The 24719-nt window shown below is 32.7% G+C and carries 25 protein-coding genes; 23 read left to right on the top strand and 2 right to left on the bottom strand.

Annotated elements, in window-relative coordinates; genetic code table 11:
- Positions 1 to 338: 338 nt before the first annotated feature.
- The 14 genes from AB1J10_RS04550 (at position 339) to AB1J10_RS04485 (ending at position 17263) form a co-directional block, all read left to right on the top strand.
- The gene (locus AB1J10_RS04550) at positions 339 to 1259 is read left to right on the top strand and encodes a COG3942 and LysM peptidoglycan-binding domain-containing protein (protein ID WP_064209502.1); all 921 of its coding nucleotides are present in this window, start codon (positions 339 to 341) and stop codon (positions 1257 to 1259) included.
- A gap of 353 nt (positions 1260 to 1612) precedes the next feature.
- Positions 1613 to 2254 (top strand): YfbR-like 5'-deoxynucleotidase, encoded by a 642-nt coding sequence (locus AB1J10_RS04545; protein ID WP_019469491.1) that lies wholly within the window; start codon positions 1613 to 1615, stop codon positions 2252 to 2254.
- A gap of 5 nt (positions 2255 to 2259) precedes the next feature.
- Positions 2260 to 2490: a CsbA family protein gene (locus AB1J10_RS04540; protein WP_019469490.1), complete on the top strand. Its 231-nt coding sequence runs from the start codon at positions 2260 to 2262 to the stop codon at positions 2488 to 2490.
- A 308-nt stretch (positions 2491 to 2798) separates the two neighbouring features.
- Positions 2799 to 4784: an excinuclease ABC subunit UvrB gene (uvrB, locus tag AB1J10_RS04535; protein WP_176745312.1), complete on the top strand. Its 1986-nt coding sequence runs from the start codon at positions 2799 to 2801 to the stop codon at positions 4782 to 4784.
- Between the two features lie 5 nt (positions 4785 to 4789).
- Positions 4790 to 7627 (top strand): excinuclease ABC subunit UvrA, encoded by a 2838-nt coding sequence (gene uvrA / locus AB1J10_RS04530; protein WP_070039117.1) that lies wholly within the window; start codon positions 4790 to 4792, stop codon positions 7625 to 7627.
- Positions 7628 to 7963: 336 nt separating this feature from the next.
- Positions 7964 to 8902, top strand: coding sequence for an HPr(Ser) kinase/phosphatase (gene hprK / locus AB1J10_RS04525; protein ID WP_046207434.1), 939 nt, complete (start codon positions 7964 to 7966; stop codon positions 8900 to 8902).
- Positions 8899 to 9735, top strand: coding sequence for a prolipoprotein diacylglyceryl transferase (lgt, locus tag AB1J10_RS04520; protein WP_070039120.1), 837 nt, complete (start codon positions 8899 to 8901; stop codon positions 9733 to 9735). The genes hprK and lgt overlap by 4 nt, the downstream gene beginning before the upstream one ends.
- 9 nt (positions 9736 to 9744) lie before the next feature.
- The gene (locus AB1J10_RS04515) at positions 9745 to 10221 is read left to right on the top strand and encodes an acyltransferase (RefSeq protein WP_046207436.1); all 477 of its coding nucleotides are present in this window, start codon (positions 9745 to 9747) and stop codon (positions 10219 to 10221) included.
- 23 nt (positions 10222 to 10244) lie between these two features.
- Complete coding sequence (locus tag AB1J10_RS04510; RefSeq protein ID WP_046207437.1) at positions 10245 to 11693, top strand: tetratricopeptide repeat protein; 1449 nt, start codon at positions 10245 to 10247, stop codon at positions 11691 to 11693.
- A 65-nt stretch (positions 11694 to 11758) separates the two neighbouring features.
- Entirely contained in the window at positions 11759 to 12703 is a 945-nt protein-coding gene (gene trxB, locus AB1J10_RS04505; protein WP_046207438.1) for a thioredoxin-disulfide reductase, read from the top strand.
- Positions 12704 to 13179: 476 nt separating this feature from the next.
- Positions 13180 to 14106: an RNase adapter RapZ gene (rapZ, locus tag AB1J10_RS04500; protein WP_046207439.1), complete on the top strand. Its 927-nt coding sequence runs from the start codon at positions 13180 to 13182 to the stop codon at positions 14104 to 14106.
- Positions 14093 to 15079, top strand: a complete 987-nt coding sequence (locus tag AB1J10_RS04495) for a gluconeogenesis factor YvcK family protein (RefSeq protein WP_070039122.1) — start codon at positions 14093 to 14095, stop codon at positions 15077 to 15079. The genes rapZ and AB1J10_RS04495 overlap by 14 nt, the downstream gene beginning before the upstream one ends.
- Positions 15080 to 15130: 51 nt before the next feature.
- Positions 15131 to 16075, top strand: a complete 945-nt coding sequence (gene whiA / locus AB1J10_RS04490) for a DNA-binding protein WhiA (RefSeq protein ID WP_046207441.1) — start codon at positions 15131 to 15133, stop codon at positions 16073 to 16075.
- A 342-nt stretch (positions 16076 to 16417) separates the two neighbouring features.
- On the top strand, positions 16418 to 17263 hold the full coding sequence (locus tag AB1J10_RS04485) for a YitT family protein (protein ID WP_046207442.1): 846 nt from the start codon (positions 16418 to 16420) through the stop codon (positions 17261 to 17263).
- 374 nt (positions 17264 to 17637) lie between these two features.
- Here AB1J10_RS04485 and AB1J10_RS04480 read toward each other — a convergent pair whose 3' ends face one another.
- Together AB1J10_RS04480 and AB1J10_RS04475 are read right to left on the bottom strand one after the other, a co-directional pair.
- Positions 17638 to 18687, bottom strand: coding sequence for a tyrosine-type recombinase/integrase (locus AB1J10_RS04480; RefSeq protein ID WP_151362593.1), 1050 nt, complete (start codon positions 18685 to 18687; stop codon positions 17638 to 17640).
- A 9-nt stretch (positions 18688 to 18696) separates the two neighbouring features.
- Positions 18697 to 19521: a helix-turn-helix domain-containing protein gene (locus AB1J10_RS04475; RefSeq protein WP_011303616.1), complete on the bottom strand. Its 825-nt coding sequence runs from the start codon at positions 19519 to 19521 to the stop codon at positions 18697 to 18699.
- A gap of 161 nt (positions 19522 to 19682) precedes the next feature.
- Here AB1J10_RS04475 and AB1J10_RS04470 point away from each other — a divergent pair, with 161 nt between their 5' ends.
- The 9 genes from AB1J10_RS04470 to AB1J10_RS04430 all read left to right on the top strand — a co-directional run bounded on the left by AB1J10_RS04470 (position 19683) and on the right by AB1J10_RS04430 (position 24545).
- Positions 19683 to 19904: a helix-turn-helix domain-containing protein gene (locus AB1J10_RS04470; RefSeq protein WP_011303615.1), complete on the top strand. Its 222-nt coding sequence runs from the start codon at positions 19683 to 19685 to the stop codon at positions 19902 to 19904.
- Positions 19901 to 20524, top strand: coding sequence for a BRO-N domain-containing protein (locus AB1J10_RS04465; protein WP_369003024.1), 624 nt, complete (start codon positions 19901 to 19903; stop codon positions 20522 to 20524). Before AB1J10_RS04470 ends, AB1J10_RS04465 begins: the two co-directional genes overlap by 4 nt.
- Positions 20525 to 20540: 16 nt before the next feature.
- Positions 20541 to 20801, top strand: coding sequence for a DUF771 domain-containing protein (locus AB1J10_RS04460; RefSeq protein ID WP_064263808.1), 261 nt, complete (start codon positions 20541 to 20543; stop codon positions 20799 to 20801).
- 11 nt (positions 20802 to 20812) lie between these two features.
- A complete protein-coding gene (locus AB1J10_RS04455; RefSeq protein WP_155730243.1) occupies positions 20813 to 20959 on the top strand; it encodes a hypothetical protein in 147 nt (48 codons plus the stop codon).
- A complete protein-coding gene (locus AB1J10_RS04450) occupies positions 20956 to 21315 on the top strand; it encodes a hypothetical protein (protein ID WP_064263811.1) in 360 nt (119 codons plus the stop codon). Before AB1J10_RS04455 ends, AB1J10_RS04450 begins: the two co-directional genes overlap by 4 nt.
- 57 nt (positions 21316 to 21372) lie before the next feature.
- On the top strand, positions 21373 to 21723 hold the full coding sequence (locus tag AB1J10_RS04445; protein WP_145372914.1) for a hypothetical protein: 351 nt from the start codon (positions 21373 to 21375) through the stop codon (positions 21721 to 21723).
- Position 21724: 1 nt separating this feature from the next.
- Positions 21725 to 22027: a type II toxin-antitoxin system toxin TscT gene (tscT, locus tag AB1J10_RS04440; protein WP_369003022.1), complete on the top strand. Its 303-nt coding sequence runs from the start codon at positions 21725 to 21727 to the stop codon at positions 22025 to 22027.
- Between the two features lie 100 nt (positions 22028 to 22127).
- The gene (locus AB1J10_RS04435; protein WP_369003020.1) at positions 22128 to 23012 is read left to right on the top strand and encodes a primase alpha helix C-terminal domain-containing protein; all 885 of its coding nucleotides are present in this window, start codon (positions 22128 to 22130) and stop codon (positions 23010 to 23012) included.
- Between the two features lie 12 nt (positions 23013 to 23024).
- Positions 23025 to 24545: a phage/plasmid primase, P4 family gene (locus AB1J10_RS04430; RefSeq protein WP_439959281.1), complete on the top strand. Its 1521-nt coding sequence runs from the start codon at positions 23025 to 23027 to the stop codon at positions 24543 to 24545.
- Positions 24546 to 24719 lie beyond the last annotated feature (174 nt).

Below are 24719 nucleotides of genomic sequence, written 5' to 3'. Positions count from 1 at the left end.
ACTTACTCATATTTTTTATAGTAGTATAAAGTAGGCAAGACTGACACGTTCATACGAAACGACTGCTTAATTTATTTCAGTAATTTTTAGATAAACTACTACTTATATGTAAAATACAAACTTAAATATTACAGTTAAAGTTAACAGATATTCAAAGGTGATTAAAACTATTGTGATAAAGATAAGAAAGCTATGATTAAAGCGTTAAAAGGGGATTCATTCAAAAATATCTTTTGCATTACAAAACGATAACAAGGGTAAAAGTATTCAGAGAATATGCTATATTATGATTGATTAAATATTGAATAAAATTAGACAGCAAAGGATTGAAATACATCATGAAGAAAGGCTTAACTTTTTCTGTAACTTCTGCAGCACTGTTTTTTGGAATGAATGGTCTAGCGTCAGCTGATCAAGTACATACAGTGAAAGAAGATACGGATTTATCAAATATAGCGCATGCATTCGCAACAACGACTCATACGATACAATCATTGAATCATATGGAATTTGTGCAGTCGGTTAAGGTTGGGCAAACGCTTGTATTACCTGACGAAGATATTGTAGAAGTTAAAGAAGGCGATACACTTCAAAGTATTGCGAATAAACATCACCTCAGTTTAAATGAACTTTATCAATTAAATCCATTCATTACTGAAACAATTTATCCTGGGCAACTCATTGCAGTTTCTGAAAAAGGATCGTCACATTTAGACAACCAACTACAGAGTGCATACGTACAAAGTGACTCGAATAATGATCCATTCACAACAGGGGTAACAACTGAAAACAGTAATGCTTTCACAAGATTAGCGAACGATTATATACCAGTAAAGCAGCAATCTTGGTCAAATAACAGTGTTGATGCGCGCAATACCACTTCAAATGGTCACAACCTTCACAATAATAGCTATCAATCAAAACACTATGTAGCCGGTGGGCAGAATTATTATGCTTGGGGGCAGTGTACATACTATGCTTTTGATAGACGTCAACAACTTGGTAAATCTATAGGCAATTTATGGGGCAATGCTAATAACTGGGCATCGGCTGCGCGTCAAAATGGTTATGTGGTTAATGCTACACCTGAAGTAGGTGCTATTTTACAGAGTAGCGCTGGAAATTATGGTCATGTAGGGATTGTAGAACGTCAAAACAGTGATGGCTCCATTTTAGTTTCAGAGATGAACATGCAAGGCTTGGGACAAAAATCCTATAGAACGATTTACAATTCAGGACAATATAATTATATTCATTAAAAAATAAAAACTTATATCTAGCAGTTTCATCTGAAATTGTAACAATATTCTTAATGTATAGCCCGGGACATAAACATGTCTCGGGCTTATTATTTTAGAGGCCCTGCGTGCAGGCTAAACGTGTCAGAATCAGTATTTTTTACACTCAATATGATTTTCACTAAAATTTATTACAGTCTTATTATTTTTGAATCTTGTAAAATGAGTAAAACTTGAAAGACAAAAAAGTAAGTTATATTTTAAAATTAGAACGATTTGATGATATTTAACGGCATTAAAAAGACATTTTACATATGGAATGATATTATAAAATCAAGTATAATCAATCATTAAATAAATGAGGAGGCGCTATCATGGGAGTACATCAATATTTTAAACGTTTATCAGACTTAGAAAAATTAATACGATTGCCTGGGAAATTTAAATATTTTGAGCATAATGTTGCTGCACATTCTTTTAAAGTGACTAAAATTGCTCAGTATTTAGGTACAGTAGAAGAATATCACGGCAATAAAGTAGATTGGAAAAGCTTATACGAAAAAGCCTTAAACCATGATTTCGCCGAAATTTTTACAGGGGATATTAAAACGCCAGTCAAATATGCGAGTGGAGAATTAAAAAAATTATTCTCACAAGTAGAAGAAGAAATGGTAGATCATTTTATAAACGAAGAAATACCAGAGCAATATCAATCCATATACCGAGAGCGACTGCAAGAAGGAAAAGACGATTCGTTAGAAGGTCAAATCTTATCAGTTGCTGATAAAATTGATTTGTTATATGAAACATTTGGTGAAATTCAAAAACGTAATCCTGAACCACTATTTTTTGAAATATACGAAATGTCATTAGAAACAATCATGCAATTTGATCATTTGAATTCAGTACAAGATTTTATAGAAAATATTATTCCTGAAATGCTTACAGAGAGATTTATACCGAAATCGGAATTACGAGAAACAACGATGTCTATTTTAAATAATAGGAACGGGTGACATGAATGATCTGGTATATACTTGCATCTTTTTTTCCATGCATACTTGTCGTATTGTTTAGCGTACTGACTAGAAGTAAGTGGGTAGGTACGATTTTAACTTTGATTTTAATAGGTACTTCAATTGAAAAAGGATTTTTTCATGATGAATGGATTATTTTTATAGACGTTGCTTCGTTATTAGCAGGTTACTTAATTATTGACCAACTAGAACTCCATAAAAAAGAAGATGATTAAGTATTAAGCGTTAAGCAACTTAATTGTAATAGCATGATGAAAGATATATAATTATTTAACTTCATTTTATCTGAATAAAAATTTATGAACGCAAACAAACATGGTATTATACTGTGTTTGTTTTTATTTAGTGAAATATCATTTTTGCGAACAAATGTTTGTATTAAAGGTAATAAATCTGTTAAAATGTAAACTGTTAATAGTATACTTAAGTAAAATATAGTTACAGCCACTATAGTAAGTCGCGTATTAAATGAGATATTTAAACTATGTTCGAACGGATAGAAATATAATAGGAGGCATGTGTCATTATGGAACACTACCCATTTAAATTACAATCGAATTTTGATCCTAAAGGTGATCAACCAGAAGCGATTCGACAAATTGTAGATGGTGTGAATGCGGGTAAGAGACATCAGACTTTACTTGGAGCTACGGGTACAGGTAAGACATTTACAATGAGTAATGTGATTCAACAAGTTGGTAAACCGACTTTAATCATCGCCCATAACAAAACGTTAGCAGGACAATTATATAGTGAATTTAAAGAATTCTTTCCTGAAAATAGAGTCGAGTATTTTGTCAGTTACTACGATTATTATCAACCAGAGGCGTATGTACCATCAACTGACACATTTATTGAAAAAGATGCGTCAATTAATGATGAAATTGACCAATTGCGTCACTCTGCGACAAGTGCACTATTTGAAAGAGATGACGTTATTATCATAGCTAGTGTGAGCTGTATCTATGGTTTAGGTAATCCAGAAGAATATCGGGACTTAGTGGTTAGTGTTCGTGTAGGTATGGAAATGGACAGAAGCGAGTTACTTAAAAAATTAGTAGATGTGCAATACACAAGAAATGATATAGATTTCAGACGTGGTACGTTCCGAGTTAGAGGAGATGTTGTAGAAATATTTCCTGCCTCTCGTGAAGAAATGTGTATTCGCGTTGAATTTTTCGGAGATGAAATAGATAGAATACGTGAGGTTAATTACTTAACTGGAGAAGTGTTGAGAGAGCGCGATCATTTTGCTATTTTCCCAGCTTCTCACTTCGTTACACGAGAAGAAAAAATGAAATCTGCCATCCAACGTATTGAAAATGAACTTGAAGAACGATTATCAGAATTGCGTTCTGAGAATAAATTGCTTGAAGCTCAGCGCTTAGAACAAAGAACGAATTATGATTTGGAAATGATGAGAGAGATGGGATTTTGTTCAGGTATTGAAAATTATTCTGTACATTTGACACTTAGACCCATGGGTTCCACGCCTTATACATTGCTTGATTATTTTGGAGATGACTGGCTTGTGATGATTGATGAGTCACATGTGACATTACCACAAATTAGAGGTATGTATAATGGTGACCGTGCGCGTAAACAAGTACTTGTGGATCATGGATTTAGGCTACCAAGTGCTTTAGACAATAGACCGTTAAAATTTGAAGAATTTGAAGAAAAAACGAAACAACTCGTATATGTATCTGCTACACCAGGACCTTATGAATTAGAACATACAGATGAAATGGTGGAGCAAATCATTCGTCCAACAGGATTATTAGATCCTAAAATTGAAGTGAGACCTACAGAAAATCAAATTGATGATCTGCTTGGCGAAATACAAACGCGTATTGAACGAAATGAACGTGTTTTAGTAACGACATTGACTAAAAAGATGAGTGAAGACTTAACCACGTATATGAAAGAAGCAGGCATTAAAGTGAATTATTTACATTCAGAAATTAAAACTTTAGAGCGAATTGAAATTATTCGAGATTTACGTGTGGGTACCTACGATGTGATTGTTGGTATTAACTTATTAAGAGAGGGTATTGATATACCAGAAGTATCACTAGTTGTTATTTTAGATGCAGATAAAGAAGGCTTCTTACGCTCTCAGAGATCACTTGTCCAAACAGTAGGTCGTGCAGCCCGTAATAGTGGTGGTGAAGTGATTATGTATGGTGATAAAATTACGGATTCAATGCGCTATGCACTTGATGAAACAGAGCGTCGTAGATCGATTCAACAAGCATATAACGAAAAGTATAATATTACACCAACTACTATTAATAAAAAAATTCATGATGTAATCAGTGCTACTGTTGAAACAGATGAAACAAACGAAGCAAAACGTACGGAAGTACCTAAGAAAATGACGAAAAAAGAGCGTGAGAAAACGATTGATAATATAGAAAAAGAAATGAAGCAAGCAGCTAAAGACTTAGACTTTGAAAAAGCAACTGAACTCAGAGATATGTTGTTTGAATTAAAAGCAGAAGGGTGACGAAAATGAAACAACCATCCATTGTAGTTAAAGGGGCACGTGCCCATAATTTAAAAGATGTTGATATTGAAATACCTAAAAATAAACTTATAGTTATGACAGGTTTATCTGGATCAGGCAAATCTTCATTGGCTTTTGATACGATTTATGCAGAAGGTCAACGTAGATATGTAGAGTCATTAAGTGCTTATGCAAGACAGTTTTTAGGACAAATGGACAAGCCAGATGTCGATACGATTGAAGGTTTATCTCCTGCGATTTCAATAGACCAAAAAACAACGAGTAAAAACCCAAGATCTACAGTTGCAACAGTTACTGAAATTTATGATTATATTCGTCTGTTATATGCGCGTGTTGGGAAGCCATTTTGCCCAAATCATGGTATCGAAATTGAATCTCAAACTGTGCAACAAATGGTCGATCAAGTTTTACAACTTGAAGAGCGTAGTAAGATTCAATTACTGGCGCCTGTAGTAACTCATAGAAAAGGTGCGCACGAAAAATTAATTGATGATATTAGTAAAAAGGGATATGTACGTGTGCGTGTTGATGGCGAAATTACTGATGTTAATGAAGTGCCGAATTTAGATAAAAATAAGAATCATACGATAGAAGTTGTCATAGATCGCCTTGTAATCAAAGAAGGTATTGAAACACGTCTAGCAGATTCTATAGAAACGGCGTTGCAATTAGCTGAAGGTAACTTAATCGTAGATATTATTGGTGGCGATGAGTTAAAATTTTCCGAAAATCATGCTTGTCCCATTTGCGGATTCTCAATCGGAGAATTAGAACCACGAATGTTTAGCTTTAACAGCCCATTCGGTGCTTGTCCAACTTGTGATGGTTTAGGACAAAAACTGATGGTCGATTTAGACTTAGTCGTTCCTGATAAAGAAAAATCATTGAATGAAGGTGCAATCGTTGCCTGGGAATCATCAAGTTCAGACTTTTATCCAACATTATTAAATCGTGTTTGTGAAGTCTATAAAATAAATATGGACAAACCATTCAAAAAATTAACTGAACGTCAAAAGGATATTATTCTTTATGGTTCCAAAGATAAAGAAATTGAATTTACATTCAAGCAACGAAATGGCCAAACGAGAAAACGTACAATGGCGTTTGAAGGTGTGATTAATAATATCAATAGACGTTATCATGATTCTCCTTCAGAACTTGTAAGAGAAATGATGAGCAAATACATGACAGAACTCACTTGTGAAACTTGCCACGGTAAACGATTAAGCCGTGAAGCCTTATCAGTATATGTGGATGGGAAAAACATTGGTGAAGTGGTAGAACGTTCAATTAAAGATGCATTATATAACTATGAACATATCACATTGTCAGAACAAGACAGAAAAATTGCCAATCAAATTCTAAAAGAGATTAATTCGAGATTAGAATTTTTATATAACGTAGGTTTAGAGTACTTAACCTTAAATCGTGCATCTGGCTCTTTATCAGGTGGTGAGGCGCAACGCATACGTTTGGCAACTCAGATTGGTTCTAGGCTTTCTGGTGTATTATATGTTTTAGATGAACCTTCTATAGGCTTGCATCAACGTGATAATGATCGGTTAATTAGCACATTAAAAGAAATGCGCGATCTAGGTAACACTTTAATCGTTGTTGAACATGATGATGATACGATGCGTGCTGCAGATTACTTAGTAGACGTAGGACCAGGTGCTGGTGAACACGGTGGTGAAATTGTTGCTAGTGGTACGCCTAAACAAGTTATGGCAAATACAAATTCATTAACAGGTCAATATTTGAGTGGTAAGAAAAAAATTGAGGTGCCAGAATCACGTCGTGAAGTTACGGATAGAAAGATTAGTGTCAAAGGCGCACGTAGTAATAATTTGAAAGATGTTAGTGTAGATTTTCCGCTTTCAACGATGAATGTTGTTACAGGTGTGTCTGGTTCTGGTAAAAGTACATTAGTCAATGAAGTATTGTATAAGTCATTAGCTAAGAAGATTAATAAATCTAAAGTCAAACCAGGAGATTATGATGAAATTAACGGTATAGACCAACTTGATCGTATTATTGATATTGATCAATCACCGATTGGTAGAACCCCACGTTCTAATCCAGCAACCTATACTGGTGTTTTTGATAATATACGAGATATTTTTGCACAAACGAATGAAGCAAAAGTGAGAGGTTATTCTAAAGGTCGCTTTAGTTTTAATGTTAAAGGTGGTCGTTGTGAAGCATGTAAAGGTGACGGTATCATTAAAATAGAAATGCACTTTTTACCAGATGTTTATGTGCCTTGTGAAGTTTGTGGTGGTACTAGATACAATCGTGAAACGCTTGAAGTAACATACAAAGGTCAAAACATTGCAGATGTCTTGGCTATGACTGCCGAAGAAGCAACAAACTTTTTTGAAAATGTGCCTAAAATACATCGTAAATTGAAAACATTAGTTGATGTTGGTTTAGGTTATGTTACTTTAGGACAACCGGCTACGACATTATCTGGTGGTGAAGCACAACGTGTTAAACTTGCTTCAGAATTGCATAAACGCTCTACAGGTCGTTCTATCTATATTCTAGATGAACCAACCACTGGTTTACATGTTGATGATATTAGTCGATTATTAAAAGTACTAAATAAATTGGTTGATAATGGTGACACAGTTGTTATCATCGAGCACAATTTAGACGTTATAAAAATGGCTGATCACATTATTGATTTAGGTCCAGAAGGCGGTGATGGTGGTGGCACAATTGTTGCAACAGGCACACCAGAAGATATCGCAAAAGTGAAGGGCAGCTATACTGGTCAATATTTAAAACCAGTTTTAGAAAGAGATACTGTTCAAGCATAACGTTATATTGAATAAACTATGTAATAACATATAAAATATTAGTTACTCCATACAAGTAGACATCATCATATGTCAGAATGTATGGAGTATTTTTTGATACCTAATATTTTAATTTATTTAGACATGTTGGGTGGTCAACGCAATAATTTAAAATGATTTAAAATAAATTAAATGTTTAAATCAGTAACAGTAATTTCATTCATAAATAATATAAGGTATGATGTTTACGATAGGATTTATTTTGGACTTCTGTACTTTTTTATATAGATTATCAGTCCTTTTTGATATGATAATGACATATGTAATTTCAGGAGAAATATTAATAGAGGTGAACCTATGTTAACAACAAAGAGTTTAATTGAACGCTTTAACCTTGAGCTTATAGCTGGAGAGTCAGGCTTAAATAAACAAATAAAAAACACAGATATATCAAGACCAGGATTAGAAATGGCTGGATATTTTTCTCACTATGCATCCGACCGCATTCAATTGTTAGGCACAACAGAGTTGTCATTTTACAACCTACTACCTGATGAAGAGCGCAAAGGACGCATGAAAAAATTATGCCGGCCAGAAACACCAGCAATTATTGTGACAAGAGATTTAGAACCGCCAGAAGAGCTTGTAGCATCAGCTAAAGAGTTTGATACACCGCTTATCACATCAACAGTTGCAACAACGCAATTAATGAGTCGTTTAACGACTTTCTTAGAACATGAGCTGGCAAGAACAACTTCATTGCACGGTGTGTTGGTAGATGTGTATGGTGTCGGTGTGCTTATAACAGGAGACTCAGGTATTGGTAAAAGTGAAACAGCACTTGAATTAATCAAGCGTGGTCACAGACTTGTCGCGGATGACAACGTAGAAATTAGAGAAATAAGTAAAGATGAATTGATTGGTAGGCCACCTAAATTAATAGAGCATTTATTAGAAATTAGAGGGTTAGGTATTATTAATGTCATGACACTGTTTGGTGCAGGTTCCATTTTGACTGAAAAGCGTTTACGTTTAAATATTCATTTGGAAAATTGGCATAAAGATAAATTGTATGACCGTGTTGGCTTGAATGAGGAAACATTGCGCATCTTAGATACTGAGATTACTAAAAAGACAATACCGGTTAGACCAGGTCGTAACGTAGCAGTGATTATTGAAGTTGCAGCGATGAACTACAGACTTAATATTATGGGCATTAACACTGCAGAAGAATTCAATGAACGCTTAAATGCTGAAATTATGCGTAACGGTAGCAACAATAAGGAGAATCAATGATGTTATTGAATTATATTGATCCAATCGCATTTGAGCTTGGTCCTATTTCGGTTCATTGGTATGGCATTATCATCGCCGCAGGTATACTATTAGGATATTTTATCGCTCAAGAAAGTGTTAAACGCATAGGTTTTGATAAAGATATATTGATTGATATCATCTTTTGGAGTGCGATTTTTGGTTTTATCGCAGCCAGAATCTATTTTGTTATTTTTCAATGGCCATACTATGCACAACATCCAATAGAAATACCATTGATTTGGTATGGTGGTATCGCTATCCACGGTGGTCTAATTGGTGGTTTTATCACAGGTATTTTCGTGTGTAAACAAAAAAATATCAATCCATTTCAAATTGGTGATGTGATTGCGCCAAGTTTGATTTTAGGACAAGGTATTGGTCGATGGGGTAACTTTATGAATCATGAAGCTCATGGTGGACCTGTGTCTAAATCATTTTTAGAAAATATCCATATACCGGACTTTATTATTAATAATATGTATATTGATGGCCAATACTACCAACCGACGTTTTTATACGAATCTATATGGGATATTCTAGGATTTGTTATATTAATCTCATTAAGAAAACACTTACGTATAGGTGATACTTTCGCACTATATCTTATCTGGTATTCTATAGGTAGATTCTTTGTAGAAGGTTTGCGCACAGATAGTTTAATGCTCACTGGAGATATACGTGTTGCTCAACTGATGTCTGTCGTGCTTATAGTTGCTGGAATTGTCCTTATGATAGTTAGAAGAGTGAAATATAATGCACCACGATATAAAGATGTTGGCCCTTTAACATGGTCAAAGCAAAAGGTGAAGTGATAGAATATAATGCGTGACTTAAAAAAGTTAAAAGTTGACGGTGAAAATCCGTTGTGGCATATGTATCGTTATATAAGCCGCGTCAAAATGTTTAAACAAACAGTAGTTGTTGAAGTTTGTCGCTACTTACCTAATGTGAAATTAAAGCATTGGATGTATCGCAATTTATTAAATATGAATATAGGTAGACATAGTGCATTTGCATTTAAAGTCGTACCTGATTTATTGCATCCTGAATATATCACGATTGGTGAAAACTGTGTCATAGGTTATAATACAACTATTTTGACGCATGAATTTTTAGTAGATGAATTTCGTACAGGGCATGTTGATATTGGAAATCATACGTTAATCGGAGCTAATGTAACCATTTTGCCTGGTGTAAAAATTGGGGATTATGTGAAAGTTGGTGCTGGTACTGTAGTATCTAGAGATATCCCAAATCACACATTGGCGTACGGAAATCCAATGCAACTGAAACAATGACTAAATACAGGAGGTGAACATGGATGGCGCAAAACAACAATAAAATTATTTCAATGAAGCTTGACAGTCCTTTTTATAGGAAATTAGCGGACCAAAAATATCAACAACAAGATTATAAAAAGGCAGCAGAATACTATGAAAAAGTGCTTGAAATGTCACCCCAGGAATTTGATGTTTTTGAAATTAAAGTAAAATTATCAGAGTGTCTCGCACATCTTGGTTATAACAATAGAGCAGAACATATTTTTTATGAAATGATTGCAAAGCAAGAATCAGTCATGGATAGTTACTATCAACTCAGTCAACTGAATATTACGCTAAATGAAGCAAATAAAGCTTTTTTATTTGGAATGAATTACGTCATTTTAGCAGAAGATGATGATTACCAAGAAGAGTTAGAAGAAATGTTTGAAGTTACTTATAACTCAGAAGAAAAGATAGAGATTGAATGTCAATTATTTGCTGTTCAACTCATTTTTCAATATTTATTCTCACAAGGTAGACTACCTGAAGCAAGAAATTTTATTTTGAATCAAAATGAAGCGATTCAAGATCATCGAGTGGTTAGAAATTTATTAGCTATGTGTTACCTTTATCTCAATGAATATGATACTGCTAAAGTAATGTTTGAACGTTTGCTTAATGAGGACAATACTGATGTACATGCGCTTTGCCATTACACATTATTATTGTATAACACTAATGAACAAGAAAAGTATCAACGGTATTTAAATATTTTAAGTAAAGTTGTACCTATGAATGATGATGAATCATTCAAATTAGGTATTGTCCTATGTTATTTAAAACAATATGAAGCTTCCCAAAAATTATTACAACCTCTTTATAGAAAAGGGAAATTTCTTTCTATACAAATGTATAATGCGTTGAGCCATAATCATTATCATCTCAATCATATTGAAGATAGCAAATTTTTTTGGTCCAAGTTACAAGAAATATCTAAGGTAGATGTAGGTTATGCACCTTGGGTCATTGAACAAAGCAAGTCGTACTTTAACGAGCAAGTGTTACCACTATTATTAAGTGATGATAGTCATCATAGGTTATACGGGATTTTCTTGTTAAATCAATTAAAGGGTCGTGAAGTACTACTCACACAAGATATATGGGCTGTCTTAGAAGATATGAATGATTATGAAAAACTATATTTAACTTATCTTATACAAGGTTTACAGTTAAATAAGTTAGATTTCATTCATAGAGGCATGTTAATGTTGTATAATATTGAATATTTGAAAAATAACGCAGAATTATTTATTGTATGGATTGATAAAGCAGAGGCAATTATAGCAGAACAAGCAGATTTAACATATGTAGATGATTATGTGGCAGCTTTTGTTTATATGTATTATCGTAGTATGGATGCTAAGATTACGAAGCAACAAGTATTGGAATGGTTTGATATAACAGCTTATCGTTTGAATAAAACGATAGATTATTTGGTAAGCATATAATTTTATGAAATGCAAGAAATCGTATATAATGCGTATAATGAATTAATAAACAGGAGGCAATTTAAATGGCTGAACAAGTGGATTTTGATGTTGCAATTGTAGGCGCAGGACCAGCTGGTATGACTGCTGCCGTATATGCATCGCGTGCAAACTTAAGTACTGTAATGATTGAACGTGGTATGCCAGGTGGACAAATGGCAAATACAGAAGAAGTTGAAAATTTCCCAGGTTTTGAAATGATAACAGGACCAGATTTATCAACTAAAATGTTTGAACATGCTAAAAAATTTGGTGCAAAATATCAATATGGTGATATCAAATCAATAGAAGATAAAGGTCAATACAAAGTTATAAATCTTGGAAACAGTGAAATTACTGCACGAGCTGTGATTATATCTACTGGTGCTGAATATAAAAAAATTGGTGTGCCAGGTGAACAAGAATTAGGCGGTCGCGGTGTAAGTTATTGTGCAGTATGTGATGGTGCATTCTTCAAAAACAAAAAATTATTTGTCATCGGTGGTGGAGATTCAGCAGTTGAGGAAGGTACATTCCTTACAAAATTTGCTGATAGTGTAACAATCGTACACCGTAGAGATGAACTACGTGCGCAAAAAATCTTACAAGATCGTGCATTTAAAAACGATAAAATCGATTTTATTTGGAGCCATACTCTAAAAACAATCAATGAAAAAGACGGCAAAGTTGGTTCAGTTACTTTAGAATCTACTAAAGATGGTGCTGAACAAACATTAGATGCTGATGGTGTTTTCGTATACATTGGTATGAAACCACTAACAGCACCATTTGAAAATTTAGGCATTACAAATGAAGTAGGTTATATTGTTACTAATGAAGATATGAGTACGAAAATACCAGGCGTATATGCTGCTGGTGACGTACGTGCAAAAGGTCTACGTCAAATCGTAACTGCAACAGGCGATGGCAGTATTGCAGCACAAAGTGCAATTTCATATATTGAAGAATTAAAAGATGTTATAGAAGCATAGGCATAAACGCGTTATTTACTGTAATTAATTAAATAATAACGAGATTCAGACAGAGCTAGAATGTACCAACCTTACACGAATCATGTAGGTTGAGCATTCTAGCTTTTTTACATAATCGCATTTTAAGGTTGAAGTATTCGCTAGTTATGCGTTTTAGTTTTTTTATGCAGATGTATGCGTGATGATTTTTAAAACGTCGTAAAGAGATGCTGCTTTTCATAAATGATGTGAATCGAAAAAGAGATAAAGGTCCTTTAACATTTTTGGCAACAACTTTGTTACTTTTAAGTCAGTCTGCAATAGCAGTTAAGGTGAATTAAGTGATAAAACTACTACCAAAGTCGTTTTTCATGTAAAATATAATGTGATAGCATAGTGGTCATAAACTGACTAAGTTAAAACGATTGCGTATATGGATAAAAAATTCCAATATTATAAATGGAATATTAAAAATAATCTTTGGATGGTGTAAAGCAATGCAACGAGAAGAAAAAGAAGTGACTAAAAGTGAATTATTAGTTGTGACTGGTTTGTCTGGCGCAGGTAAGTCGGTTGTAATTCAAAGTTTAGAAGATATCGGTTATTTTTGTGTAGATAATTTACCTCCAATACTATTGCCGAAGTTTGTAGAATTAATGGGTCAAGGAAATCCTTCGTTGCAAAAGGTTGCCATTGCCATTGATTTAAGAGGGAAAGAACTTTTCAAATCATTAATTAAAGAAATCGATCAAATCAAAAGCAACTCAGACATTATCGTTGATATGATGTTCCTAGAAGCATCCAACGAAAAGTTGATTTCGCGTTATAAAGAGACGCGACGTGCACATCCATTAAACGAACAAGGCCAGCGCTCATTAATTGAAGCAATTGAAGAAGAACGCAGCTTACTCGCTGAAATTCAAAGTTTAGCAAATTATACGATTGATACATCATTTATGAAACCTAAAGAGCTTCGTAAGCGCATTGGAGATTACTTTAATCAAAGTAATTATCAAACATTTAATATCAATGTAACAAGTTTTGGGTTTAAACATGGTATTCAAATGGATGCAGATTTAGTGTTTGATGTGAGATTTTTGCCAAATCCGCATTATGTAGATGAACTCAGACCATTAACTGGTGAAGATGAAGCAGTATATAATTACGTTATGAAATGGAAAGCAACAAATATTTTTTATGAGAAATTAATGGATTTATTAAAATTTATGATTCCAGGTTATAAAAAAGAAGGTAAATCACAACTTGTGATAGCGATTGGTTGTACTGGAGGCCAGCATCGTTCTGTAGCTTTAGCAAAACGTATTGGTGCAGAGCTTAATGAAAATTTTGACTATAATGTATATGTGCATCATAGAGATGCTCAAATTGAAAGTGGCGTGAAACGAAAAAATGAAAAGAATTAAACTTGTACTTATTGGCGGTGGTACAGGTTTATCTGTTTTAGCACGTGGTTTAAAAGACTTCCCGATAGATATTACGACGATTGTCACAGTTGCTGATGACGGAGGTAGTACGGGGAAAATCAGAAATGAAATGGATATTCCTGCACCAGGTGACATACGAAATGTAATTTCAGCACTCAGTGATTCTGAATCAACAATTGAAAGATTGTTTCAATATCGTTTTAAAGAAAATCAAGTTGAAGGTCATTCTTTAGGCAACTTATTGATAGCTGCATTAACGAATATGAATGATGATTTTGGCCATGCAGTAAAAGAATTAAGTAAAATTTTAAATATAAGAGGTCGTGTGATACCATCTACAAATTCTAGTGTACGCTTAAATGCAGTGATGGAAGATGGCGAAATTGTTTATGGTGAATCAAAAATTCCTAAAAAAAATAAAAAAATCGAACGTGTATTTTTAGAACCAGAAAATGTAGAACCTATGGAAGAAGCGGTTGAAGCGATAGAGGATGCAGACTTAATCGTTTTAGGACCAGGTTCGTTATATACAAGTGTAATCTCAAATTTATGCGTTAAAGGTATTGCGGATTCGTTATTAAATTGTGATGCGCCTAAGCTATATGTATCAAATGTTATGACACAACCTGGTGAGACCAATCATTACACTGCCTTAGATCATGTCGAAGCAATACATAATCACATGGGTCGTCAATGTATAAACTATGCTATATGTAGTACCCAAACTTTTAACACTGATGTCTTACAACGTTATAAAGAAGATGGGGCAGTTCCAGTTAAATGCAATATGAGTGATATGGAAGCACAAAACATCAAAGTTTTTACGCACGAAAACTTGGTGGAAGTATCACAAGAAAATTATGTTCGACACAATACAGAGGTCTTGTCTAAAATGATTTACGAGATCGCTATGAGAGAGACAGAAACGATTGAATTTAAACGAGATAAATAAAATCGTAAAAAAACTAAGTATTAAACTTAGATAAGAAGGGGCTGAAGATGTATGAGCTTTGCATCAGAAATGAAAAATGAACTGACTAGAATAGAAGTAGATGAAACAAATGCAAAAGCAGAGCTCAGTGCGCTTATACGGATGAATGGTGCACTCAGTCTTTCCAATCAACAATTTGTGATTAATGTTCAAACTGAAAATGCTACGACAGCAAGACGGATATATTCCTTAATAAAAAAAGTGTTTAATGTTGAAGTAGAGCTACTTGTAAGAAAAAAAATGAAATTAAAAAAGAACAATATTTATATTTGTAGAATTAAAGCACGTGCTAAAGAAATTTTAGATGAATTAGGTATATTGAAAAATGGTGTCTTTACGCATGAAATAGATGAAGCGATGATTCGTGAAGATGAAATGAAAAGAAGTTATCTACGAGGTGCTTTTCTTGCGGGTGGATCAGTGAATAATCCAGAAACATCTTCTTATCATTTAGAAATATTTTCATTGTATGAAGACCATTCCGAAGGTATTACGAATTTAATGAATGAATATGAACTCAATGCTAAACATCTAGAACGAAAAAAAGGAAGCATTGCTTATTTAAAAGAAGCTGAAAAAATTTCTGATTTCTTGAGTTTAATCGGTGGCTATCAGGCATTACTTAAATTTGAAGATGTGCGTATTGTTAGAGATATGAGAAATTCCGTAAATCGATTGGTCAATTGTGAAACGGCGAATTTAAATAAAACCGTTAGTGCAGCGATGAAGCAGGTCGAAAGCATTCAACTAATCGACCAAGAAATTGGTTTAGATAATCTTCCTGATCGATTACGGGAAATAGCGAAGTTACGCATAGAGCATCAAGAAATTTCTCTGAAAGAATTAGGCGAAATGATGTCTACGGGTACAATTTCTAAATCCGGTGTCAATCATCGTTTAAGAAAATTAAACCAAATGGCTGATAAAATTCGGAGTGGTGAAACAATTGAACTTTAATCATTTGTCTGTAAAAGAAAATGGTGCTTATTACCAATGTTAAAACTAATTTTAAAAATATATTAAAATGTTATTGAAAAAAACTGCGTTTTGATATTATAATATGCTAATTAGATTTATATATGACGCCTCATATGAGGTGTCTTTTTTAATATGATTCAAACGGAGTTGTATTTTCTGAAGCATCAACTTACTTTGTTGATACCAAATAGATTATGACGATTAAGCGTATGCTATTGCAGTCTAAGGTTAGGTACAGCTAAGTATCATATTTAGTACAGGTTATGGCAGATAGTCTGTGACATGATTAAAATTTAAATGAAATAGAATGGGAGTGAATCAATGACAGCATTAATAAAAAATCATTATAAAAGTATCATCTTATGTTTAATTGGAACGTTTATCAACGCTATAGGTGTAAATTGCTTTTTACTTGGATCAAATTTGGGTGATGGCGGTACGGTAGGTATTGCGCTAGCCTTAAAATACACTTTGGGATTTTCTCCAGCTTGGTCTTCTTTGATTATTAATACCATAGTCGTTTTTATCGGCTGGAAGTATTTAAGTAAAACAATCGCTGTTTATACCGTTATTTCAAACACGGCACTCTCATTCTTTTTACGAGTAACTGAAAATATTAATTTAGGGATAGATGATTTTGTTATAAATTCTGTATTTGGTGGTGCAATTATAGGAATAGGTGCTGGACTTGTAATTTCTACAGGGAGTACCCTTGGAGGCACATCTGTAATTGCTAAAATTATAAGTAAATACTCAGAAATGAAGACATCACAAGGTATTTTTATTCTAGATGGCATTGTCGTCTTATCATTCTTGATGGTGTTACCATTAAAGAATGTCTTGTTTACGATTATTATGCTATTCATTACTGAAAGAGCGACTTCATTTATAATTGAAGGCTTTAATCCTAAAAAAGGCGTTACAATCATATCTAATAAGAATGAAATCATCAGTGACAAAATTAATTCCTTTACTGGTCGGGGCTCAACTTTATTAAATGGAAAAGGTGGTTATGCAAAAACGGAAACAACGATGTTATATGTTGTTGTGCCGCAATCTCAGGTGACAAGAGTGAAAAAATTAGTCAATGAAGTAGATGAAAATGCTTTTTTAGTTATTCATGATGTGCGAGATGTCTTAGGCAGCACGTTTATCAATGTAAAGTAATAGTGTTATGCTTAAGTTATTAAATATTGATAAATAAATACAAAATCATTTTCACAAAATCTTAAACGCTTAAATGTTGAAATTTAAGCGTTTTGAATAACAGCGAGTTTCAAATCTTCTGGTTTGGTATTTTTCATGGTGTGAAAATAAAAAAAGACTTTCATCAACGGATAGTAAATGTCAATGAAAGCCCGAAAACTTCAATGTTCAGTTTGATGGTTTTAAGGAAGATTATCCAAAATATCCCCTCGAAGGGCATATTATAAAGTGATTAAACGTTGTTATATAAGCTTTTGTTTTTCGTTGTAGGGACTATTTGGGGACTGGAAAATAAATTATAGTAAAAAACCACCTAATATTTATAATTAAGTGGCTTAAATAGTTTCTAGTAATTTCATTGCTTTTTCATCTTCACGCTCATAAGTTTCTTGAAGTAGGTGGGAGTAAATCGATTGTGTCGTGGCTGGATTGGAATGCCCTAAATGTTTTGATATATATAGTATTGAAAAGCCATGATGTATGAGTATAGAACAGAAACTGTGTCTTAGCGAGTGAATAGTTATCTCTTTTATATTTAGATTAGCACATGCTTTTCTCAGTACTTTGTTTACAGCAGCGTTAGTTATCGTTTTACCATCAACAGTAAAGATGTAACCACTGATATTAGTAGGTCGTGAATCAATAAATGATTGAATACGTTTCATAGTTACTGCATCAATACTTATTATTCTGTCTGATGTTTCGGTCTTGGTACCTCTTAAATGAATTTTATTATTTTTAATATCCAGATCTTCACGTTTCAATTTAGCGATTTCTGAAAATCTACCACCTGTTGCAAGTGCTACTAATAGCACAAGTGATGAGGTGGTATTTTTTTGTTCAAAATAATGTTTAAGTTTTTTGAATTCTGATTCATTAATAAACTTCATTTCTTCTGTTTTGGCTGGAACAGATGCGTGTAATTCTGCTTTGTATGTAGGGTTTTTAATAACATAACCTTCATGTATAGCATCATCGAATGCATTACGTATATAACTATTTAACTTTCTAATCGTTTCATAACTATGCGTTAAACCGTACTCATTGAGAAACTTTTGGTATTCAGTACGTTTAATATCTTTTAATAACTTGTGTCTAAAATGGTCTTTAATATGCTTATATGCAGATTCATAATGTCTTTTAGTTGATTCTGATACGTGTGGTAGTTTATTAACTTCATACCATTGATAAAAATAATCTGCAAATGTTATATCATTACTTACAGCATAACCATTTCTCATTTTATACTCTAAATCTTCTGCAATTCGTTTAGCTTCTTGTTTAGTACGATAACCACCTTTTTGAACCTTTTTACGGTTGCCTTCATCATCTACATATGAGATTGAATATCTCCATGTTTTACCTCGCTTTTCAATGTATGCCACTTAATCACCTCAATTTTGTTCTGACAAGTATTGTTTCAATTCATTTATTGTAGTCATTCTTACTAGACGTTGTAATTTTAAAGCGTCTTGTTGTTCTACTGCTTGGTTAATTGCTGAATAGTAATTATCTTCATAGAAAACGTCTCTATTTTGGTTAATCATACCTAATTGACTTATCAAACTATTTCTATCGTCAATATTCTTGTTTAACAAATCGAATATCAATGTATATTCATGTGAGTGCGAAATAAGGACGTTTTCATCTTTTTCTCTAGATATTTTAGTTCTTTCGTTTAATAAGCCTTCTTTAAATATATTTATTATATTTCTCAATCTATCACGCTCATGATCTTTTAAAATAAGAAGTTCTTTTTCTGTTTCGTTGTTATCTAAGAGTATATTAACGTCAGTTCTTCCTAAAAATAGTTCAAATCGTTCTTGATTTAATAGCCATTCCAAATCAAAGTATGGGTATTCAACAGAATTAATTTTAGAATTTTTTTTGTCAATTCTAACAAAATTATCTGTGAATTTTTTATTAGGTAAACCTTTATCTAAATTTGCCTGTTTCATATTAGCAAATTGATTAAATTCTTTTTCAGCATTCTCTAAATTATATGAGGCTAAAGTTAGAAATCTTGAATAAAGGTTTTCTTTATTTTCTGGATCTAATGAATATGCTAAAGATAACAGCCTTTCTTTTTTAGGTAAACTGACAGAATTATTTTCAATTTTTGAAATATATGATTCCGATATACCCGATTTATTTGCTAATTCTTTCATTGTAAACCCTTTTTCTTTCCTTTGTTCTTTTAACAAACTGTTCAATGACATGGTTTCACTCCTTTAATAATAATTAATACAGTTATCATTTTACATTTATTTTCAAGTTTTTCAAGATTAATACTTGCAATTTTAAAATAAGCGATTATAATAAGGGTATATTCAAGTTTTGACATTAGCAAAAATTGAATTAAAAAAGAGGGGGGTTACTTATGAAAGATATTAACACTTTTAAAATTAAACAGTTACTAGTTAATAACAATATGAGTATTAAAGAACTAGCAAAAGAAACACCAGTTAATTATTCGTATTTGTTAGAGATTTTAAATCATAAAAAAAAGCCATCAATAATGCTAGTAATGAAAATTGCTAAAGCACTTAATGTTGAAATAGATCAAATTTCCAATATCAGTATTAAGGAGGAAGTTAGATGATTAAGGAGTTTTTTAATGGTAAGCAAATTAGATTCATAGAAAAAGATAATGAGTATTGGGCAATAGCAGGTGATGTTGCAAAAGCATTAGGGTATTCACACACACCACATATGACTAGATTATTAGATGTGTCAGAAAAGGCCGTCCATAATGTGGACACCCTTAAAGGTAAGCAAAAAGCTGTAATTATTTCAGAAGTAGGCATTTACGAAGCTATTTGGAATAGTAGACGTGATGAAGCTGATGAGTTTAAGAAATGGGTTAAGCAAGTTATTAAAGAGTTAAGACAATCAATCGGATTAAAGCAACATGAAGTATTTCATTTAATGGATAAGCAACATCAACGAAAAGCTATGGACGTTTTGCAACAAGGTTTATCTAATCCCCAAAAGATTAGTTATATAAAATGTGCGACCGTAGTTAATAAATGTGTTTCAACATTATTTGGTTATGATAAATCTTTAAAAAAAGAACAAATGAGTGAGGATATGTTAATTATTCGTCAACAAATTTTAGATGACACAGTCGATTTAATGACTTCTATTAACAAATTTGGTTTAGATATTTCAGTCAGTAAAACTATCTACAATAAATACTTAAATACACAAGCTACTGCTTAATAAGGAGGTGAAAATAATGCAAGAACAACTACAAGAAAGTGAAGGTATTGTAATTATCAATGAACCTAAACTTGTGTGGTCATTTAAAGATTTACAGTCACACATGCAATTATCAAGGAATTCAATTATGAAAAAACTATTGCTAAATCCAAAATTTAAAAAGGATATTGAAAGGTATGTACATGAGCCTAAATCACAAGCAGATCATTACAAGTTTTTAGCAGAACCAATGAAAGAGTATATCAAGAAAAATTTTAATGAAATATATAACTCTTAGGGGGACATTAAATGAAAAGATACATGTTATACATGCTTATATTATCAATAGGCACAGTTTTTATAGGTGTACTAAGTGATATATACGTAGCCTTTGCACTATTTATTGTCACAGCAGCATACGGACTTAAATTAGAAAATTTGGAGGAATCAAAATGAATAAATTAACTGAACAAGATTATAAAAATATTGAAAAGGCAGTAAGTTACGACCGTATTTTTAAAGACGAGGAACATACTGAGAAAATGACAGAACTATTGCAAAAACGTCACGACAGAGATGCATCAGTTATAAGCAAGGAATATCCTAACTTGAATGATAATGAGATTTCAGAAATCCTTAATGATTATAAAAATTATAGCGAGCTTTTGCAGGCAACAGAAATTTTTACAGACTTTCCTATAAATTGTGAGGATTCTAACGTACGTCATTTTATTACTAAAGACGATATTGAAGAATTAAAAACAGCTATTGAAGAAATGGAAAATTTCATTAATAAACTGGAGGTTAATTAAGATGAAAAAGGCAGTACGGCAATTAAATAATAATTTTGAGTTAGGAGAGTTTTAATTATGTATAAGGATGTTTTAGACGCTTTTCAAGAGATGTCGAGTGCATCTAATAAAGTTTATCAAATAGGTGGCGAAATAGACAGGCTTTCAGAATTGTCAGGGACTTTGAGTGAAAAAGTTAAAGCGTATAGAGAAGTGAAAGATTATGACGGTGCCAATGCTATTAGTGTGATATTGATAGATGATATTAAATCAGAAATTGATGATTTGTTCAAACAATTTCATGAAGCTATGGAAATAGCCAAGCAAAAAGCTAAAAACTTAAAAAATGTATGTGCTTATCATGGAATTAACATCAAATTAAGCAAAAACGATAATGTTATTAATTTTCATAAACAAGGAGAGTTTTAAAATGAATTGGAATCAGAAAGATTTGATATGTGAATTTGAATTATTGAAAGAAAAAATTGATGATGTTGTAACAGCACACGTGTGGCATGGTGATGAAATGTTCACTAAAAGAGATTTAACAACTAAAGAGGAAATGATGACTTATGCAATTGGTTATAACGAATCTCGTATACAACATGAACATACAACTGAGTTGATGCTGGTTTATCTCAAACAATTCGATAAATTAATCGAAAATTTCAAAGCGTTAGACATAGAAAAAGCGTCATCTGAACAGCGACCAAACTCAACAGATAACGCCTAATGCAATTTGGAATATTAACAAAAACAAGCATGGAACGGCTTATTTATATATTAATTATACCATTTCATGCCTTGTTTTTACAGTAGGAGGGGCAAAATAAATGGGCTTTGAACAAATAAAATTGCAGCATGATTTTAAATTAAAAATTATCGAGTACAAAAATTTATATTCCGATTCATTTTCTCAAAATAACGAAGTAATGTGGTCGGAATGGCTTAATAGAATACAAACGCCAATGAATAACGATGATAAATATAAACGTGGTTTAGTCGTTTATGGAGATGTAAAAGACATGGAAAAAGACGGCAAACTCATTCAAAAGTACCGTAATGATGAAAACATTATAAACAGAAATACACTAGCACTTGATTATGATGATATTACTGATTTCAAAGGGTTATACAGTGCTATTTGTAAGCAATTAGAGGGCTATTCTTGGGCATTCCATACAACCTATAACCATACTTCAGAAAAACCACGTATTCGCCTTATGGCGCCTATAAGTGAGCCTGTGAGTGCAGATGATTATAGGAAGTATACGCAAGCATTAGCTCAGAAAATTGGCTACAAAATTGATGAAGGCAGTTTCCAACCTTCAAGAGCTATGGCGCTACCTGTAAAGCCAGATAAGAATATACCATATATATTTAAATATAATGATGCACCTGCAATCACTATAGGTGATTTAAATGAGTTGTCCAGAAATATCAATAGCCAAAAAAATAAACCAATTACTATTAATTACTCAAGTCAATATAAGAAACGTGATTCATCATATTGGCGTGATATAGCCTTCGGTGTAGGAGAAGGTGAACGTAATCAAACATTAGCATCATTAATTGGGTACTTATTGCGTAGGTATGTAGATGTAAATTTAGTTTACGGTTTAGCGATAGCTTGGGCGCAGCAGTGTACACCACCGATTGATGATAAAGAAGTAAACAACACATTTAGATCAATATTGAAAAAGGACTTAAATAGATAAAGGGGGCATTGCATGGTAGATATTTATAACTTCGCAGAAGAAGAAACCGACAAATTAATAGAAGAGTATCAACATCACTTACAAACTGTGCAAAAAGAAAAAGATAATATTAAAATTTTTCTTAAACAATTACGCAAAGAAGAATTGGATCATATGCGCCAACAATGGGAACAAGCTAAAGAAAAAGGTGAAGCATCAGGCGCACCGCCGAAAACAATTAGCCCAAATAGATGCGCTGTGCTATTAAACGAGCATCTTACCTTTATATTATTTGATATCGAAGAAGGTACCAGACTAGCGTTTTATAGGCAAGATGAAGGTATATACACACAAAATTATACGTATATCAAGCGTGTCATAAGTTGGTTAGAACCTAGTCATAATCAGAGAAGGGCTGAAGATGTGATATTTCATTTAACTAATATGGTAAATGTTGTACCTCGAACAAATGAACCACACTTAATACCAGTAAATAACGGTGTATTTAATAAAGAAACTAAAAAACTTGAACCATTTACACCAGATTATGTATTTACGACTAAAATAACAACCAATTATATTGAAGGCGCTGTACAGCCAACAATTAGTGGTTGGAGTTTTCATAACTGGTTAGATGAAGTCGCATGTGGTGATAGAGAAGTATTCACATTGTTGTGGCAAGTTATTAATGATTCGTTGAACGGAAACTATACACGTAAAAAAGCAATATTTCTTGTTGGTGATGGTAATAACGGCAAAGGTACATTTCAAACATTGTTATCTAATTTTATAGGTTTTGATAATATTGCAAGTCTAAAAGTAAACGAATTTGACCACGAATTTAAGCCAAGTGTATTAGAAGGAAAAACATTAGTCATTGGTGATGATGTGCCTGTAGGTGTGAACATTGAGGATAGTTCAAATTTTAATAGTGTTGTAACTGGAGATTCTATTTTAGTGAACGTAAAGAAAAAGCAGCCATATAGAGCAGTTTTTAGATGTACAGTAATTCAATCAACAAATGGTATGCCTAGGTTTAAAAATAAAACAGGTGGTACAAATAGACGACTATTAATAGTACCATTCAATGCTGATTTCAATGGTACAAAAGAGAATCCAGACATTAAAGAAAAGTATTTAAATAATAAAGAGGTGCTTGAATATGTTTTGTACAAAGCTATTAACCTAGACTTCGGGAAATTTATAGTGCCTAAAGTATCAGCAGACATGTTAGAAGAATATAAACAGGATAACGACCCTGCATATGATTTTAAAGTTACTGAATTCGATACATGGAAAATTGATAAAGTACCTAAATCGGTCGTTTATTATAGATATAAAGTTTTCTGTGAGAATAGTGGTTATCATGCACTATCGGAAAGAAAATTCTACAAAACGTTTAACCAATATCTAAGCAAGAACTGGGAAGAGGAAAGAGCTAGATTTTATTCAGTAGCAGACATGCAAAAGAAAGTTGGTTATTTTGAGCCAACACTTGTACCTAATGGAGAATTAAAACGATCATATATAAATAACAAATTAAAAGTAGTGTGACAGAAACTGTGACTGAACTGGTAAAAATATTTTTATTTCGGTCACACCTATAAACACTGATATGACAAGCTTAAAACAAAATTCTCCATATTTACTGTGACTGAACCAAATTATGTCGGTCACACCTATAAACACTGATATATCAACGTTTATAGCTAAAAGTGTGACTGAAAT

The sequence above is a fragment of the Staphylococcus cohnii species complex 1663 genome, from assembly GCF_041008415.1.
Taxonomy (GTDB): domain Bacteria; phylum Bacillota; class Bacilli; order Staphylococcales; family Staphylococcaceae; genus Staphylococcus; species Staphylococcus ureilyticus.
Note: the sequence above shows the minus strand (reverse complement) of the source record. Positions and strands in the feature narration are given on the sequence as shown.